This window comes from Pseudomonas sp. SB113, from assembly GCF_040754745.1.
Classification (GTDB): domain Bacteria; phylum Pseudomonadota; class Gammaproteobacteria; order Pseudomonadales; family Pseudomonadaceae; genus Aquipseudomonas; species Aquipseudomonas grimontii.
Map to the genome: position 1 here is coordinate 97,739 of NZ_JBFMHW010000007.1, position 15,939 is coordinate 113,677.

General features: G+C 60.4%; 17 protein-coding genes. 10 read left to right on the forward strand and 7 right to left on the reverse strand.

Features of this window, described 5'->3' with window-relative positions:
- Positions 1-375 precede the first annotated feature (375 nt).
- The 8 genes from cobU (at position 376) to AB1462_RS11530 (ending at position 5,668) form a co-directional block, all read left to right on the forward strand.
- A complete protein-coding gene (gene cobU, locus AB1462_RS11495) occupies positions 376-897 on the forward strand; it encodes a bifunctional adenosylcobinamide kinase/adenosylcobinamide-phosphate guanylyltransferase (protein ID WP_367246749.1) in 522 nt (173 codons plus the stop codon).
- Positions 894-1,949 carry a nicotinate-nucleotide--dimethylbenzimidazole phosphoribosyltransferase gene (gene cobT, locus AB1462_RS11500; RefSeq protein WP_315337906.1) on the forward strand — a complete coding sequence of 352 codons (1,056 nt, stop codon included), beginning with the start codon at positions 894-896 and terminating at the stop codon, positions 1,947-1,949. Before cobU ends, cobT begins: the two co-directional genes overlap by 4 nt.
- Positions 1,946-2,521: an alpha-ribazole phosphatase family protein gene (gene cobC / locus AB1462_RS11505; protein WP_090400096.1), complete on the forward strand. Its 576-nt coding sequence runs from the start codon at positions 1,946-1,948 to the stop codon at positions 2,519-2,521. The genes cobT and cobC overlap by 4 nt, the downstream gene beginning before the upstream one ends.
- A 2-nt stretch (positions 2,522-2,523) precedes the next feature.
- Complete coding sequence (locus tag AB1462_RS11510) at positions 2,524-3,252, forward strand: adenosylcobinamide-GDP ribazoletransferase (protein ID WP_090400094.1); 729 nt, start codon at positions 2,524-2,526, stop codon at positions 3,250-3,252.
- Between the two features lie 42 nt (positions 3,253-3,294).
- A complete protein-coding gene (locus AB1462_RS11515) occupies positions 3,295-3,699 on the forward strand; it encodes a MarR family winged helix-turn-helix transcriptional regulator (RefSeq protein ID WP_090400092.1) in 405 nt (134 codons plus the stop codon).
- A gap of 63 nt (positions 3,700-3,762) precedes the next feature.
- Complete coding sequence (locus AB1462_RS11520) at positions 3,763-4,962, forward strand: MFS transporter (RefSeq protein WP_167361137.1); 1,200 nt, start codon at positions 3,763-3,765, stop codon at positions 4,960-4,962.
- A complete protein-coding gene (locus AB1462_RS11525) occupies positions 4,959-5,081 on the forward strand; it encodes a hypothetical protein (protein WP_261384985.1) in 123 nt (40 codons plus the stop codon). Before AB1462_RS11520 ends, AB1462_RS11525 begins: the two co-directional genes overlap by 4 nt.
- Before the next feature lie 35 nt (positions 5,082-5,116).
- Positions 5,117-5,668, forward strand: a complete 552-nt coding sequence (locus AB1462_RS11530; RefSeq protein WP_090400088.1) for a glutathione peroxidase — start codon at positions 5,117-5,119, stop codon at positions 5,666-5,668.
- 65 nt (positions 5,669-5,733) lie between these two features.
- Here the strand turns inward: AB1462_RS11530 and AB1462_RS11535 are convergent, their stop codons facing one another.
- From AB1462_RS11535 to AB1462_RS11550, 4 genes are all read right to left on the reverse strand, one after another.
- The gene (locus AB1462_RS11535; protein WP_259193664.1) at positions 5,734-7,017 is read right to left on the reverse strand and encodes an OmpP1/FadL family transporter; all 1,284 of its coding nucleotides are present in this window, start codon (positions 7,015-7,017) and stop codon (positions 5,734-5,736) included.
- A gap of 146 nt (positions 7,018-7,163) precedes the next feature.
- Complete coding sequence (locus tag AB1462_RS11540; RefSeq protein ID WP_090400082.1) at positions 7,164-7,646, reverse strand: hypothetical protein; 483 nt, start codon at positions 7,644-7,646, stop codon at positions 7,164-7,166.
- 279 nt (positions 7,647-7,925) lie between these two features.
- Positions 7,926-8,147 (reverse strand): hypothetical protein, encoded by a 222-nt coding sequence (locus AB1462_RS11545; RefSeq protein ID WP_010563939.1) that lies wholly within the window; start codon positions 8,145-8,147, stop codon positions 7,926-7,928.
- Between the two features lie 443 nt (positions 8,148-8,590).
- The gene (locus tag AB1462_RS11550; RefSeq protein ID WP_090400080.1) at positions 8,591-8,896 is read right to left on the reverse strand and encodes a hypothetical protein; all 306 of its coding nucleotides are present in this window, start codon (positions 8,894-8,896) and stop codon (positions 8,591-8,593) included.
- A 457-nt stretch (positions 8,897-9,353) separates the two neighbouring features.
- Between AB1462_RS11550 and AB1462_RS11555 the strand changes: the two genes are divergently transcribed.
- A complete protein-coding gene (locus tag AB1462_RS11555) occupies positions 9,354-9,677 on the forward strand; it encodes a hypothetical protein (protein ID WP_090400077.1) in 324 nt (107 codons plus the stop codon).
- Positions 9,678-9,852: 175 nt separating this feature from the next.
- Positions 9,853-11,217: a DNA recombination protein RmuC gene (rmuC, locus tag AB1462_RS11560; RefSeq protein WP_186731532.1), complete on the forward strand. Its 1,365-nt coding sequence runs from the start codon at positions 9,853-9,855 to the stop codon at positions 11,215-11,217.
- A gap of 62 nt (positions 11,218-11,279) precedes the next feature.
- Here rmuC and AB1462_RS11565 read toward each other — a convergent pair whose 3' ends face one another.
- The 3 genes from AB1462_RS11565 to AB1462_RS11575 all read right to left on the reverse strand — a co-directional run bounded on the left by AB1462_RS11565 (position 11,280) and on the right by AB1462_RS11575 (position 15,861).
- Positions 11,280-14,750, reverse strand: a complete 3,471-nt coding sequence (locus AB1462_RS11565) for a PAS domain-containing hybrid sensor histidine kinase/response regulator (RefSeq protein ID WP_259193663.1) — start codon at positions 14,748-14,750, stop codon at positions 11,280-11,282.
- Positions 14,751-14,869: 119 nt separating this feature from the next.
- On the reverse strand, positions 14,870-15,253 hold the full coding sequence (locus AB1462_RS11570) for a YbaN family protein (protein WP_027603821.1): 384 nt from the start codon (positions 15,251-15,253) through the stop codon (positions 14,870-14,872).
- A 20-nt stretch (positions 15,254-15,273) separates the two neighbouring features.
- Entirely contained in the window at positions 15,274-15,861 is a 588-nt protein-coding gene (locus AB1462_RS11575; RefSeq protein ID WP_090400070.1) for a YecA family protein, read from the reverse strand.
- Positions 15,862-15,939: the final 78 nt, after the last annotated feature.

Here is a 15,939-nt window from a genome sequence, read left to right on the forward strand (position 1 = left end):
TTGCTCGCGAAGGCGGTGTGTCAGGTGCTGAATTGTTCAGGTATACCGAGTACATATCCATTCCTGCGGTAACGGCCACTTATGGTTCCGCTCTTACAGCGGGTCACTTTTGGAAAGACCCAAAAGTAACCAAAAGGTCTTCGCCCCACCACTCGGCACCTCGCTTGGGCTCGGTGTGCCCGAACGCAGGCTTGAATCCGTGGGCCGCCGCAATGGGCCATCCCTGGCCCAGTGCGGCTAACCCGGCGTCCTGCCGGGTTACCCACGGATTCAAGCCTGCGTTCGGCCAGCGTGGTTTACGGGGCGACTTCAGATCAAAAGCCAGATCAAAAACGACTCGCTTCGCATCGTGGATGGGTGGGTAGGGGGTGTCTCATGCTTCAACTGATTTTAGGCGGCGCCCGCTCCGGCAAAAGCCGCCTTGCTGAAAAGCTTGCTGCAGAGTGTGGTTTTTCCGTCATTTATATCGCCACCAGCCAACCGCTTGACGGTGAGATGAATGCCCGCGTTGCCTTGCATCGCGAGCGTCGCCCTGATCATTGGGGTTTGATCGAAGAACCTGTCGAGCTGGCGCGTGTGCTACGCGAAAACGCTGCGCCTGGTCGTTGCCTGTTGGTGGATTGCCTGACCCTGTGGCTGACCAATCTGCTGATGCTCGAAGACGCGCAGCGCCTGGCGTTTGAGCGCGATCAATTGCTGGAAACCCTGGCCGTGCTGCCGGGTGAAATCATTTTTGTCAGCAACGAGACCGGTCTGGGTGTCGTGCCGCTGGGCGAATTGACTCGCCGCTATGTGGATGAAGCCGGTTGGCTGCATCAAGCCTTGGCCGAGCGGTGTCAGCGTGTTGTCCTGACGGTTGCCGGCCTGCCCCTGACGTTGAAAGGTACTGCGTTATGACTGACTCCTGGTGGCTCAACCCTTGTAAGGGCATTGACGCCTCGGCGTACGAACAAGCCCTGGCGCGCCAGCAGCAATTGACCAAGCCGGCCGGCTCCCTGGGCCAGTTGGAAGCGTTGGCGGTGCAATTGGCCGGCTTGCAGGGCCAGGTCAAGCCGTCGGTGGAACAGCTGTGGATTGCCATCTTTGCCGGTGACCACGGCGTGGTTGCCGAAGGTGTATCGGCGTTTCCCCAGGAAGTGACCGGGCAGATGCTGCATAACTTTGTCACCGGTGGTGCGGCCATCAGTGTATTGGCGCGGCAACTGGATGCGCGGTTGGAAGTCGTCGACCTTGGCACGGTGACCCCTTCGTTGCGCCTGCCCGGCGTGCGGCACCTGAATATCGGCGCGGGCACCGCCAATTTCGTCAAGGGCCCGGCAATGACCGGCGCCCAGGGCCGATTGGCATTGCAGGCGGGTCGCGACAGTGTGCTGCGCGCCCGTGAAAGCGGTGCGCAGTTGTTTGTCGGCGGCGAGATGGGCATCGGCAACACTACCGCTGCCAGTGCGCTGGCCTGCGCTTTGCTCGATTGCCAGGTGACCGACCTGACGGGCCCGGGCACGGGGTTGAATGCCCAAGGCGTCAGTCACAAGGTGGCGGTGATCGAGCGCGCGCTGGCCTTGCATGCCGCGCAGCGTGGGGATGCGCTGCAAACCCTGTGCAATCTTGGCGGCTTTGAAATCGCTGCCTTGGTGGGCGCTTATCTGGCCTGCGCCCAGGAAGGCATTGTGGTGCTGGTGGATGGGTTTATCTGCACCGTCGCGGCGCTGGTCGCCACGCGCTTGAACCCGGCGTGCCGCGACTGGCTGCTGTTCGGTCATCGCGGTGCCGAGCCTGGCCATCGCCATGTCTTGCAGAGCCTCGACGCACAACCGTTGCTGGAACTGGGCCTGCGCCTGGGCGAGGGCAGTGGCGCGGCGTTAGCGGTGCCGTTGCTGCGCCTGGCCTGTGCGCTGCACGGGCAGATGGCGACGTTTGCCGAAGCGGCCGTGGCAGACCGTCCGGAATGACCTTGCACCTGGACCTGTTGCGCCATGGCGAAACCGAACTGGGGGGTGGCCTGCGCGGCAGCCTGGACGATGCATTGACCGCCAAGGGCTGGGAACAAATGCGCGCCGCCGTGGTGGCACAGGGGCCTTGGGATCGGCTGATCAGCTCGCCGCTGCAACGCTGCGCGCGGTTCGCGGATGAGCTGGGCGCGCGGCTGAATGTGCCGGTGAGCCTGGAAAAGGACCTGCAGGAACTGCACTTCGGTGCATGGGAAGGGCAGAGTGCCGCAGCGCTGATGGAGACCGACGCCGAAGGCTTGGGCCGGTTCTGGGCCGATCCCTATAGCTTCACACCGCCCCAGGGCGAACCGGTTGGCGAGTTTTCCCAGCGGGTGTTGGGCGCCGTCTTACGCCTGCATGAGGCGTATGCCGGTCAGCGTGTGCTGTTGATCAGCCACGGTGGCGTGATGCGTTTGCTGTTGGCCCAGGCTCGGGGGCTGCCCCGTGAGCAGTTGCTGAATGTCGAAGTCGGTCATGGCGGGTTGTTCAACCTGCAGGTCGGCGCCGATGGCGTGCTGAAGGAAGGAATCTGAGGATGCTGCCGTTCTGGATCGCCCTGCAATTTCTCAGCAGCTTACCTATTCGTCTGCCGGGCATGCCGCAACCGCAGGAGCTGGGGCGCTCGTTGCTGTTTTATCCCGTGGTCGGGTTGCTGTTCGGCGTACTGCTGTGGGGCCTGAATACGCTGCTGGTCGGATCACCGCTGTTGTTGCACGCCGCGCTGCTGCTGACGGCCTGGGTGTTGCTCAGTGGCGGCTTGCACCTCGATGGCCTGGCGGACAGCGCCGATGCCTGGCTGGGCGGTTTCGGCGACCGCGAGCGCACTCTCAGCATCATGAAAGATCCACGCAGCGGGCCGATTGCCGTGGTCACCCTGGGCCTGGTGTTGCTGCTCAAGTTCACAGCGCTGGTGGCGTTGATCGAGCAGCACAACGGTGCGGCGTTGATTCTCGCGCCGTTGATCGGGCGGGCGTCGATGCTGGCGTTGTTTCTCACCACGCGGTATGTGCGAGCGGGTGGGTTGGGTCAGGCGCTGTCGGATCATTTACCGCGCATCGTCGGTCAACAGGTGTTGGTCCTCAGTGGCCTGGCCTGCATCCTGATCGGTGGTTTCAGCGGTGGGGTTGCCGTGCTGCTCGCGGCCGTGTGTTTTATGGGCCTGCGCCAACTGATGGTCAATCGCCTCGGCGGCACCACCGGCGACACCGCTGGCGCGCTGCTGGAGCTGCTGGAAGTGGCTGTTCTGGTCGGCCTGGCGTTGTAACACTTTCTTGCATTTCCCTAATCGCGGGTATATACACGTTCCATGCTTGCCTCCCAATGTTTATGCACCAACCTGCGACGTGCCGCCCGTGGCGTCAGCAGGCACTACGACGGCGCCCTCGACGGCTTCGGGATCAACGTTGCCCAGTATTCTTTGCTGTGCAACCTGCAGCGCCTCGATCAACCGAGCATTTCCAGCCTGGCCGACGCCATGGGCCTGGATCGCAGCACCTTGGGGCGCAACCTGCGGGTGCTGGAAGGCGAGGGGCTGGTGCAGATGGTGGAGGGTGATGACCTGCGCAACCGCCTGGTGTTGTTGACCGCAGCCGGTGAAGAGCGACTGGCCGCAGCGTTACCCGCTTGGGAGGCGGCGCAACAGAAATTGATCGATCAACTCGGCGCGGAAAAACGCGAAACCCTGTTGGCCTTGCTGGATGAACTCGCCTGAACGCGGGTTTGTTCGACTACAAGCGGGTATATACCCGCGAGCGGAGAATAAGAAATGACGTCGATGTGGCGCACCAGTGGTTGGATCCTTGTAGGGAGTGCGCTGATCCTGGCGTTGTCTTTGGGCGTGCGGCACGGTTTCGGCCTGTTCCTGGCGCCGATGAGCAGCGAATTCGGCTGGGGCCGTGAGACCTTCGCCTTTGCCATCGCCTTGCAGAACCTGATCTGGGGCCTGGCGCAGCCGTTTACCGGAGCCTTGGCCGACCGTTTCGGCGCCACCAAGGCGGTGTTTGTCGGCGGGGTGTTATACGCCGCAGGCCTGGTGTTGATGGGCATGTCGGATTCGGCGTGGTCGTTGTCCTTGAGTGCGGGCCTGCTGATCGGGATTGGCCTGTCGGGCACGTCGTTCTCGGTGATTCTGGGTGTGGTCGGCCGCGCCGTGGCGCCGGAAAAGCGCAGCATGGCCATGGGCATTGCCAGCGCCGCCGGTTCGTTTGGCCAGTTCGCCATGGTGCCGGGCACCTTGGGCTTGATCAGTTGGCTGGGATGGTCGGCAGCCTTGCTGGTGTTGGGCTTGATGGTGGCGCTGATCCTGCCGCTGGTGAGCATGCTCAAGGACCGCCCGCTGCCGGTGATGGCTGGCCAGCAAACCCTGCGTGAAGCCTTGAAGGAAGCTTGCTCCCACTCCGGGTTCTGGTTGCTGGCCTTCGGCTTTTTCGTCTGCGGTTTCCAGGTGGTGTTTATTGGTGTGCACCTGCCGGCTTACCTGGTGGACCAGCACTTGCCGGCCACGGTCGGTACCACGGTGTTGGCGTTGATCGGGCTGTTCAATATCTTCGGCACCTACACCGCCGGCTGGCTCGGCGGGCGCATGTCCAAACCGCGCTTGTTGACCGGGTTGTACCTGCTGCGCGCGGTGGTGATCATGCTGTTCCTGTGGGCGCCGGTGACCGAAGTCACGGCGTACCTGTTCGGCATGGCCATGGGCTTCCTGTGGCTGTCCACGGTACCGCTGACCAACGGCACGGTCGCTACGTTGTTTGGGGTGCGAAACCTTTCCATGCTGGGTGGGATCGTGTTCCTTTTTCATCAGCTTGGCTCGTTCCTTGGCGGCTGGTTGGGCGGGGTGGTCTATGATCGAACCGGTAACTACGATTTGATCTGGCAAGTGGCGATCCTGTTGAGCGTGCTCGCCGCAGCCCTGAATTGGCCGGTGCGTGAGCGGCCGGTGGCGCGATTGCAGGCGCAGATGGAGGCGGCATGAGTTCGAGCTGGTATTGGTTCGGCGGGGCAGCAGCGACTGCGCTGTTGCTGGCGCTGGCCTGGTGGGGATGGCAGCGCGGTGGCCTGGCGTTGATGCAACTGGGTATGTCGATCTGTTAAGTTCGATCCCTGAACTTTTTAAAGGACGTCTCGACATGCAGATGCGCTGGCTTGCTGTACCTGTGCTGATGGCTGCTTTTGGCGGCGTGGCGTTGGCTGCCGACTGCCCGCCGTTGCTGGAGGGCCAATTGCCCAAGCTGCGCGCCAAGGAATCCATCGACCTGTGCCAACGTTTTGCCGGCAAGCCCTTGGTGATCGTCAACACGGCGAGTTTTTGCGGGTTCGCGCCGCAATTCAAAGGTCTCGAAGCGCTGTATCAGCGTTACAAGGGCGAAGGGCTGGAGGTGATCGGTGTGCCATCCGATGACTTCAAGCAGGAGGCCAAGACCGGCGAAGAAACCGCCAAGGTCTGCTACGTGAATTACGGCGTGACCTTCACCATGACCGAGCCGCAGAAGGTCAAGGGGCCGGACGCGGTGCACCTGTTCAAGGTGTTGGCGCAGCAGAGCAACGCGCCGAAGTGGAATTTCTACAAGTACGTGGTCGACCGCCAGGGTAAGGTGATTGCCGATTTCTCCAGCCTCACCAAGCCGGACAGCCCGGATCTGATCAAGGCTGTGGAGCAGGCTATAGCGTCTAAACCCTGATCATCGGGTACTAAAAAGCCCCGCCTCCTTTGCAGGAGTGCGGGGCTTTTTTACACCCGTCTGGATCAGAAGGTGTAGGTCATGCCCAGGCCGAAACCGTTGGCACTGTTTTCGTATTTGGCGCGGTAACTGGCTGTCGACGGAGCGTCAGCAGTCTGGTTGATCTTGATGTCTTCTTCTTTCAGGTACGAATACGCCAGGTCGACGGTCATGTTATCCATGACTTTGTAGCCCAGGCCCACGCTGAAGATCGTACGGTCGCCAGTCGGGATGCGCGGCGAACGATCGGTGTTGTTCGTCGGGGATTGGTCGAAGGTCAGGCCGGTACGCAGCACGACTTGCTTGGTCAACTGATACGAGGTACCCACGGCGTAGGCCCAGGTGTCATGCCAATTTTGTTCTTCGGTGATGGTACCGAGTTGGCTTGGCGCCAGTATGCCGCCCGCTGCTGTTACGCCTTCGTTGTTGACGCTGATCTCTTTCAGACGACTCCAGCGCGTCCAGGTTGCACCGCCATAGAGTTTCCAGGCATCGGTCAGGTCTTGGGTGACCGACAGGTCGTAGGACTCTGGGGTGTCGATTTTCAGCGAGGCGTCGTAACGGTTGTTACGCAGGATTGGTTGAGTGGCTGCGGGGCCGCTGACGGTAGTGTGGCCTTCGATTTTGTACTTGACCTTCGAGTGATAGGTCAGACCCACGCGCGTGGTGTCGGTAGCCTGGACCAATACGCCGACGTTGAAACCCAGGGCGGTATCGTCACCCTTGAGTTTGACGTTGGTATCGGGGACGAGCGGGTTGAGGGTCCTGTCCGACTCGAGCACACCGGAAATCCGGTTGATGGTCGGGCCGAAACCGATGGATACACGGTCGTTGAACGCGTAGCTGACAGTTGGCTGGAAGGTCATGACCTTCACTTCGCTCTTGCTGCCAAAGCCACGGCCCTGGAAGCCGTTTTCATAGTCGGTCACCAGGCCGAACGGTGCGTATACACCGAAGCCGATGGCCCACTGGTCGTTGAGTTTGTTGGTGTAGAAACCGAATGGCACCGCGGTGAACGGAACCATGTCGCCTTTGTTGGAACCGCGAGAGTTGCCACCGGTATTGCTGATGTCGGTCGACGCATCAATGGCAGCAACACCGCCGGTGATTTGCTGGCCATTCAGTCGGGACATACCGGCCGGGTTACCGTAGACAGTGCTTGCATCATCGGCAGAAGAGGAGCGACCTGCGAAACCCGTACCCATCCCGCTGACGCTCTGTTCGTTCAGTGCGAAACCGCTTGCGAACAGTTGGGAGGATGCCATGGCAACGGCGAGGCTAAGTGTGGTCTTGAGCATTACTTTTTTCATTATTAGAACTCCGTGGTGATCACCGCAGCGGAAAGTATCAATAAAATTAACATCGCGCTATAGGCTGTAATGCAGGAGATAGAGCGGTTTTGTAGGACAATCCGACCAGAATTCGGGTTTTTTGCCGAATCTTGCAAATTGCAAGGTCAGCAGGCCACGTGATTCATGGGGGAAACACAGGTTTGCCAGGCTTGGGTGAAATCCCGCAGCCTTCCTTGAGGATGAAATATTTCTTTCCAGATACGCGCCATGGCTAAAACATCACCAGGTGGTGGCAGGGCGGGGCTGTGTTGTTCGACCAGGAGCCAAGCGATAGCGGTGGCGTAACGCAGGTTTACGGTGAGCTCCAGTTGGGGCGCACTGAGGAAGGCATGTTGGCTGGCCAGCCCGCGTACCAGGCTGGCACGCTCGGGGTCGAGCGCCAGGTAGTTATCCCACAAGGCGCGATGGCGAGGTTCGGTGATGCTGTATAGGCCATGGCCGCGTCGATCGTGCAAGGCGGAACCCAATTCCGACTGGCTGGCCGCAATACCCAGCAGCAGTGACTCAGCCGTTGGGCTCTGCTGGCCGAGGTAAGTCAGCGTCGGCCGGATCACATAGCGACACAATTCACTGGCTGCGATACCCATACACGCCTCAATCCGTGGAAGTGGTCGACGAGTCCTGAGAAAAGGGGCTTGGCAGCAGTGGATCGGATCTCAGGCTCGTCGGAAGCGGATCATGCCGCTTGAGTTGAAGTGTAGTGTCATATTCATGAGGTAAAGGACTGTTTTTAAAACATCTTCCTCATCCAGTTATAACGTTTATATCGATTTGAACTTAGTACAAATGCTCAAGATACGAATTTCGGGCAATAAAAAACCCTGTGTTTTAAACAGGGTTTTTTGTGTTTCAGCGACTCGGGTCGATCAGGCAACCAGTGCCTGACGGGTACGCTCGATCACGGCCTGCAGCGGTTCAGCGCTGGAGTATTGATCGGGGTACAGGCGTTCGCTGTGACGAGCGATGCCGTGTTCGTTGACCAGGGTGAAGCTGAAGCAGCCTTTGCGAGCGGCCATGATCAGGCAGTTCATTGGAGCAAAAGCATTGGTGAGGGTGCGAATGGCATCCTGAGTGTGGATAGCGGACATATTATTGGTGTTCCTACAAATGACACGGATAAGAACCGTGCAACGTTAAAACGTTCCAGTAACGTTGATCACCATTGATCAAACGAAGAACCCGACTGGAACAAAGCAGCCAGTTTGAAGCGCTAATAAGTTAGGCGCGCTTGGGCTGGCAGGTAGGTACTTAGGAGGGCAGGCAGCACAACAGGGGCAAAGGTTCTGGGCCCAGGGTGAAGATCCTGATCAATTTGCAGGTTGGTTCGGTCAGAGTATGAAAACTTCGCGGCACCCTTTGCTTGTTCAAAGGCAGTGTCGTCGCAAGTGATACCTGGAAACCATCGAGGTGGTCGATCCCGTGTTGTTCAGGGGAGTTGTTCGACCAGAATTGACTTTCAGCTTGGTACTAACGCTGCGGATAGTAACGGATTGAAACAGGTAATGGAAGCGCGCTAATCAAAAAACTTCAATCAGCCGCCCAGCAGGCCGCGATACACCAGCACCGTGACGGCGGCGGCCAGCGAACAACCCAGCCCATAGGCGGCCAGGGTCAGGCGCAAGGATTGGCCGGTCTCGACCACCTTCATCACGTCGCCCATGTCATTGATGCGCCCCTCTCCCAACTCGATGCACAGGCTCACGGCGGTGAAAGCGGCCGACAGCAGGATAGCGATGGCAAACAACGCCCCATCCGGGGATGGCAGCACGACATTGATCCCTAATGAAATGGCGCAGATGGCCAGTAACAACACGGCGAATAACAGCATTCCTTTCATCGGCCCACTCAGCGTTGCGTTGTCCGTCGGGCAGTGTGGCGAGCCGGGAAAGATTTGAAAAGTCCCTGTTTTGCCCCAGCGGTAACATTTTTGAAGCCTGTCGCTTCAAAAAAAGCCGGGGATATAACCATCGGATCGGTACTTGTGCACATTAGTTGCGGCGTGTGTAACCGGGCTGTCAATTGTTGTGCAGGACCGCCATTTGCCTGCAATGGAAATTTAAGTCAATGAAAAATCTGGCTTTTTTTTATTGGTGAAAAAATCGTCAGTTTGACTGCGAGCCCCGTTCCATGGGCCTTTGCGCGTGTTAAAGGCTGGTTGTCCACTGAGTTATCCACAGCTTCTGTGGATTGTCCCGAGCGCTTGCTCTAGAACGGGCGTGCAGGGTTTTTTCAGCTTTACCTGTACGAAAAAAAGAGTAGAGTGGCGCGCCTTCCGTTCTGTCCCACAGTGCTTTATGAAGTTTCGCTCAGTATCACTTTCTGTTACCGACACCCCGCAGACTGTTACCGCACCCAAGCGTTTTTCCTTGAAAGTCGCCCTGTGGTTGCTCGACAGCCCACGCCTGGGGCACAGCACCAACGTCAAACACTTTGCCGGGCGCTTGCTCAAACAGCCGGCCCGTGAGGGCGTAGTGGCTGCGCAAAGCCGTCTGGGCCAATTGATGTGCCGTGAATGCGGCAACGCCCGCGACCGCCGTATCGGCCACGATCTGCTGCGCCTGGCCGCCCGTGCCGGTGATCGCCGCGCCCAGCGTGAACTGGGCCAGGTCGAAGACTGAGCTGTCCTCCCGCTCTACGCTTGGTTAACCTTGCTCCTTTTCGATGATGGCAGAAATGGCTATGGTTTTTGACTGGACCAGTATTGCCCTGGGCCTTGCTGGCGCCGCAGTGCCGTTATTGGCGGTGTGCTGGCAGATTCAGCGGCGGTTGACCGCGCGGAGCACCGGCTGGGAACTGCTCGAAGAGCGCCTGGCCACTGCGCAACTGGCCCAGGAGGGCCTCGCCGCTCAATTGGATGCCAGTCGCGATGAAATCAGCGATCTGAGCCAGGCCAACGCCGCCAAGCAAGCGGACCTTGCGGCTGTGCGCCGGGAGGTCGAGCTGTTGCAGATCGACCGCGATAACGCCCGCGACGCCGCCCACGCCTGGAACCTTGACCGCAGCGCCAAGGAAACCGAATTACGCCGCCTCGACGCACTGTCTGCCGCCTTGCGCGCCGAACTGCGCGAGCAGCAGGAAAGTCATCAGCAGCGCTTGGCCGACCTGCAAGGCTCACGGGACGAGTTGCGTGCGCAGTTCGCTGAGCTGGCCGGCAAGATCTTCGATGAGCGTGAGCAGCGCTTTGCCGAAACCAGCCAGGAACGCCTTGGCCAGTTGCTCGATCCCTTGAAGGAGCGCATCCAGTCCTTCGAAAAACGCGTGGAAGAGAGCTATCAGAACGAGGCTCGCGAGCGCTTTTCCCTGGCCAAGGAACTTGAACGCCTGCAGCAACTGAACCTGCGCCTGTCAGACGAAGCCACCAACCTGACCCGCGCCCTCAAGGGCCAGAAAACCCAGGGTAACTGGGGTGAGTTGATCCTCGAACGGGTGTTGGAACACGCAGGTCTGGAGAAGGGCCGTGAGTACCAGACCCAGGTCAGCTTGAAGGGCCCGGACGGTGAGCGCTTCCAGCCGGATGTGCTGATCATGTTGCCCGGTGACAAGCAGGTGGTGGTGGATTCCAAGGTCAGCCTGACGGCGTATCAGCAGTACGTCGCGGCCGATGATGAGGTGATCGGTCGCGAGGCCTTGAAGCAGCATGTGCTGTCGCTGCGTAATCACGTCAAAGGCTTGGCCGGCAAGGACTACAAGCGCCTGGAAGGCTTGCACAGCCTGGATTTCGTGTTGTTGTTCGTGCCGATCGAAGCCGCTTTTTCCGCGGCCTTGCAGGCTGAACCGAATCTGTTCCAAGAGGCTTTCGACCGTCATATCGTGATCGTCAGCCCTACGACGTTACTCGCCACCCTGCGCGTGATCGACAGCCTCTGGAAGCAAGAGCGTCAAAGTCAGAACGCCCGCGAAATCGCCGAACGCGCCGGTTGGCTTTACGACAAGTTCGTGCTGTTTATCCAGGATCTGGACGAAGTGGGCAATCGTCTGCAGCAGTTGGATAAGGCTTACAGCGCAGCGCGGAACAAGCTGACAGATGGACGCGGAAATCTGGTCAGCCGCACCGAGCAATTAAAGTTGCTCGGTGCGCGTGCCAGCAAAAGCCTGCCGGCGGATTTGCTGGAGCGGGCGATGACCGACGCCGACGGCGTCGCGCACCTTCCCGACTAAACGCAATCCGAAATGTGGGAGGGGGCAAGCCCCCTCCCACATTTTTACCGGGTACATCCGGTTTATAGAGGTAAGTGTCGACTCAGCAACGCTCGTAACGCGGCTGGCTTCACCGGCTTGGCAAGGTAATCCAAGCCCGCCGCATGCACCTCTGCCACCATTTCCGGGCGGCCGTCGGCACTGATGACCACGCCGGGAATCGGCTCCGCCATTTGTGTGCGCAGCCAGCCCATCAACTCGGTACCGGTCTCACCGTGATCAAGGTGGTAATCGACCAGCGCCAGTTGCGGGCGTATGCCTTGCGCCAGCAGCGCCGCACATTGCGCTTGATCGGTGGCGGTCCATACTTCACAGCCCCAGCGTGTCAGCAGGCTGCGCATACCGATCAGGATGCTCTCTTCGTTATCCACGCAGAGCACTTGCGCGCCGCTCAAGGGCAGGCCATTTTCCTGTGCGGGCTTGACCTGCGGGCTGGTCTGGTTGCGCGCCAGTGGCACGCGTACGCTGAACACGCTGCCCTTGCCCGGCCAGGAACGTACGCTCAAGCGGTGACCCAGCACCCGGCACAGGCCGTCGGCAATCGCCAGGCCCAGGCCCAGGCCTTTCTCGGCGCGGGTCTGGTGGCTGTCCAGGCGCTTGAACTCTTCGAAGATCACCTTCTGTTTATCCTGCGGGATGCCAGGGCCACGGTCCCACACCTCGAGGCACAGCTCGCCCTTGCGCCGGCGTACGCCCAGCAGCACCGAGCCATCGGAATATCGGAAAGCGTTAGTCAGGAAATTCTGCAGGATCCGCCGCAACAACTTGATGTCACTGTCGACGCGCAAGCGGCTGCCGCGCAGGCGAAAACGCAGGCCTTGCTCCTGGGCCAGGGCCTTGAATTCCGCGCCGAGGGTGTCGAACAGTTCATTGAGGACAAAGGGCTGGCGCTGCGGGTTGATCTTGCCGTTTTCCAAGCGCGAAATATCCAGCAGGTCGCTGATCAGGTCTTCGGCCGAACGCAGCGAACTGTCGAGGTGCTGTACCAGTTGCCGGGCTTCGCTGGACAGGCCGTCGTTCTGGTGGGAAAGGGCGGCGGAGAACAGCCGGGCGGCGTTCAGCGGTTGCATCAGGTCATGACTGACGGCCGCCAGGAAGCGGGTTTTTGACTGGCTGGCGGACTCGGCAACGCCTTTGGCATCGGTGAGCGCTACATTGAGCTGCGACAGTTCGTGGGTTCGCTCCGTCACCCGTTGCTCAAGCCCTTCGTTGGCCTCGGTGAGTGCCTGCTCGGCCTCGCGGAACGCGGTGATGTCGGTGAAACTCATGACGAAGCCGCCGCCGGGCATCGGGTTGCCGATCAGCTCGATCACCCGCCCATTCGGGAACAGGCGCTCGGACGTATGCGCGCGGCCCTGGCGCATCCAGTGCAGGCGGCGCGCCACATGCACTTCGGCTTCGCCCGGTCCGCACAGGCCGCGCTCGGCGTTGTAGCGAATGATGTCGGCAATCGGTCGGCCTACGCTGATCAACCCGTCCGGGTAATTGAACAACTCCAGGTAGCGCCGGTTCCAGGCCACCAGCTTGAGGGACTGGTCCACCACACTGATGCCCTGGGTGATGTTCTCGATGGCGCCTTGCAGCAATGCGCGATTGAATTGCAGCACTTCAGACGCTTCGTCGGCGATGCGTACGACGTCCTCCAGCTGCATTTCGCGCCCTTCAATCGCAGCTTTTACTACGGCGCGGGTCGAAGAGGCGCCAAGCACACCGGCCAGCAGGCGCTCGGTGTGGGCGATCCAGTCGTTGTCGGCGTTCTGGTTGGGGTTAAAGCCTTTGCCCTGTCGATAGGCGAAGCGAATAAAACTCTGCTGGGCCCGTTCTTCACCGACAAAACGCGCGGCCAGGCTGAGCAGGTCGCTGATCTGTACCGAGAGCATCGAGCGGGCGTTGGCGCGCTGGCTGATTTCCTGGCCGATGAAGCGCCCGGCTTGCCAGTGTTCCGACACGCGCGTGCGCGACAGCATCGACACCCACACAAACAGCGTGAAGTTGCCTGCCAGGGAAAACACCGTTCCCAGCGTAAGAGAAGTCACCGACAAACCGAGCGGGTGCGAGTGCATCCACGTCAGCCCCGGGAAAATCGCGAGTGACCAACCCAGGCTTTTCGCGGTGACCGGTAGGACCAAGGTGTAGAACCACAGGAACGTACCCGCCGCCAGCCCGGCAAACACACCGCGTCGGTTGGCTTGCTTCCAATACAGTGCGCCGAGCATGGCCGGGGCCAGTTGAGTCACTGCGGCAAAAGCGATCTGGCCGATGGTCGCCAGGCTCGCGGTGGAGCCCAGCAGGCGGTAGCTGACATACGCCAGCAGCAGGATGATCACGATGCTGACCCGGCGCACCGACAGCATCCAGTGGCGGAACACTTCGAACGGTCGCTCGGCGCTGGAACGGCGCAGCAGCCACGGCAGCAGCATGTCGTTGGAGACCATGGTCGACAAGGCGATGCTCGCCACGATCACCATGCCGGTGGCCGCCGACGCACCGCCAATAAACGCCAGCACGGCGAGGGCCGGATGAGCCTCGGCCAGGGGCAGGCTGATCACGTAGGAGTCCGGAAGCACCGAGCCGGGCAGCATCATTTTGCCGCCCAAGGCGATCGGTACTACAAAGAGCGCGGCGAGAATCAGGTAGGCCGGAAACACCCACTTGGCCAGGCGCAGATCCTGGGGGTCTATGTTCTCTACGACAGTCACATGGAACTGCCGAGGCAAGCAGATGATTGCCATCATGGCGACGCCGGTTTGCACCACCATCGACGGCCAGTTGATGGTTTCCTTCCAGTATTCCTCCAGGCGTGGCGCGAGCATCGCCTGGCTGAACAGGTCGCCGAAACCGTCGTACAGGCCGTAGGTCACAAACGCCCCGACTGCGAGAAAGGCGAGCAGCTTCACCAGCGATTCAAACGCAATCGCCAGCACCATGCCTCGGTGGTGTTCGGTGGCGTCGAGGTTGCGGGTACCGAACACAATGGTGAACAACGCCAGCACCAGGGACACGATCAAGGCGGTGTCTTGCGCGCGGGTGCCGGTGGTGTCCGCGCCAGCGCCAATCAGTAGGTTGACCCCCAGCACGATGCCTTTGAGTTGCAGGGCGATATAAGGCAGCACGCCCACCAGGCAGATCAGCGCGACCACCACCGCCAGGGACTGGGATTTGCCATAGCGTGCCGCGATGAAGTCGGCGATGGAGGTGATGTTTTCCTGCTTGCTGATCAGGATCATCTTTTGCAGGACCCAGGGTGCCAACACCAGCAACAGCACCGGTCCCAGGTAGATCGGTAAGAACGCCCACAGTTGTTCGGCGGCCTGGCCTACGGCGCCGAAGAAGGTCCAACTGGTGCAGTAGACGGCCAGCGACAGGCTATAGACCCAGGCACGCATGCGCGGCGGCAGCGGCGCACGGCGGCGGTCACCGTAGAAGGCGATGGCAAACATAATGGCCATATAGGCCAGGGCAACGGCGGCGATCAGCCCGCTGGACAGCGTCATGGTAACTCCGAGCATGAGAACACCCAGGCATTCCAGGCCCGGTTGGACAGTCTCGCATGATGCCTGGGGTTAGTCAGTGTCGACCAAGGTCGTGTGGGATCTAATGTCGCAGTGCGTGCTTAGCGCGGTGGCAGGGTTTTCTGGCGCAGGATGTAGATTGTCACCAGTACGGCGCTGGTCAGCATGAACCCGCGTGCCCATGGTAATGGCACCAGGTAGCAGGAAAAACCAATACTCAACCACATCAGGCCAATGGCGTAGACCTTGCCCTTGAGCGGGATGCCATTGCCATCCAGATAGTCACGAATCCAGGGGCCCAGGCGCGGGTGTTCCACCAGCCACTGGTAGAAACGCGGGGAGCTTCGAGCGAAGCAGGCGGCGGCGAGCAGGAGGAAGGGCGTGGTCGGCAACACGGGTAGGAAAATACCGATCACTCCCAACGCTACGCTCAGCCAGCCGATGGCCAGCAGCACGTAACGCAGGAGCAGCGAGCGATTGCCCATGGGTGTCACGGGCAGGCGACTCAGTGGTGACGTGGCTTGAGGATCGCCGGTTTTTCGTCAGGAGCATTGCACAGCAGGTACAGGGCGGTCAGCGCTTCCGGGATCTGTACGATCATGTCGTCCATCAGGTTGGCGTCGGCGGCGATGTCGGAAAATTCAGCTTCTTCCTCAAACAGCCCCGAACCGACCATGATCGGCAGCAGCATTTCGCTGACTTCTTCCTCGGCGGTTTCGAACCAGGCGGCTTCACGCAGGAACACACCTTCCATAAAGCCGATGCACCAGCCGCGCAGGTCGGAGTCGTCCGGTTCTTCGCCCAGGTCCAGGTCGCACGGCAGCTCGAACTCCTCATCGGAGGCCAGTTGGCGAGAGATGTGGGCCTTGAGGGCCAGCAGGGTGGATTCGATTTCTTCGCGCTGGGCGGCGTCGGCGTAGTGCGGCTCTTCGGCGAACAGCGCGTCGATCCATTCACGGTCGGGAACGACCTCGGAGCAGATCGACAGGGCGGTCAGGTAGCCGTGGGCGGCCACATAGTCCAGCGCCTCGTCATGCAGCTCATCGGCGTCGAGGAAGGCTTGCAGGCGGGTTAGTTGCTCAGCGAAGGACATTGAAGGACTACCTTGGGAATAAACGATGCTGAATTCTAGGCGTTCTTGCGCGCCCAAGCCAGTCGGCGTGCATATTTG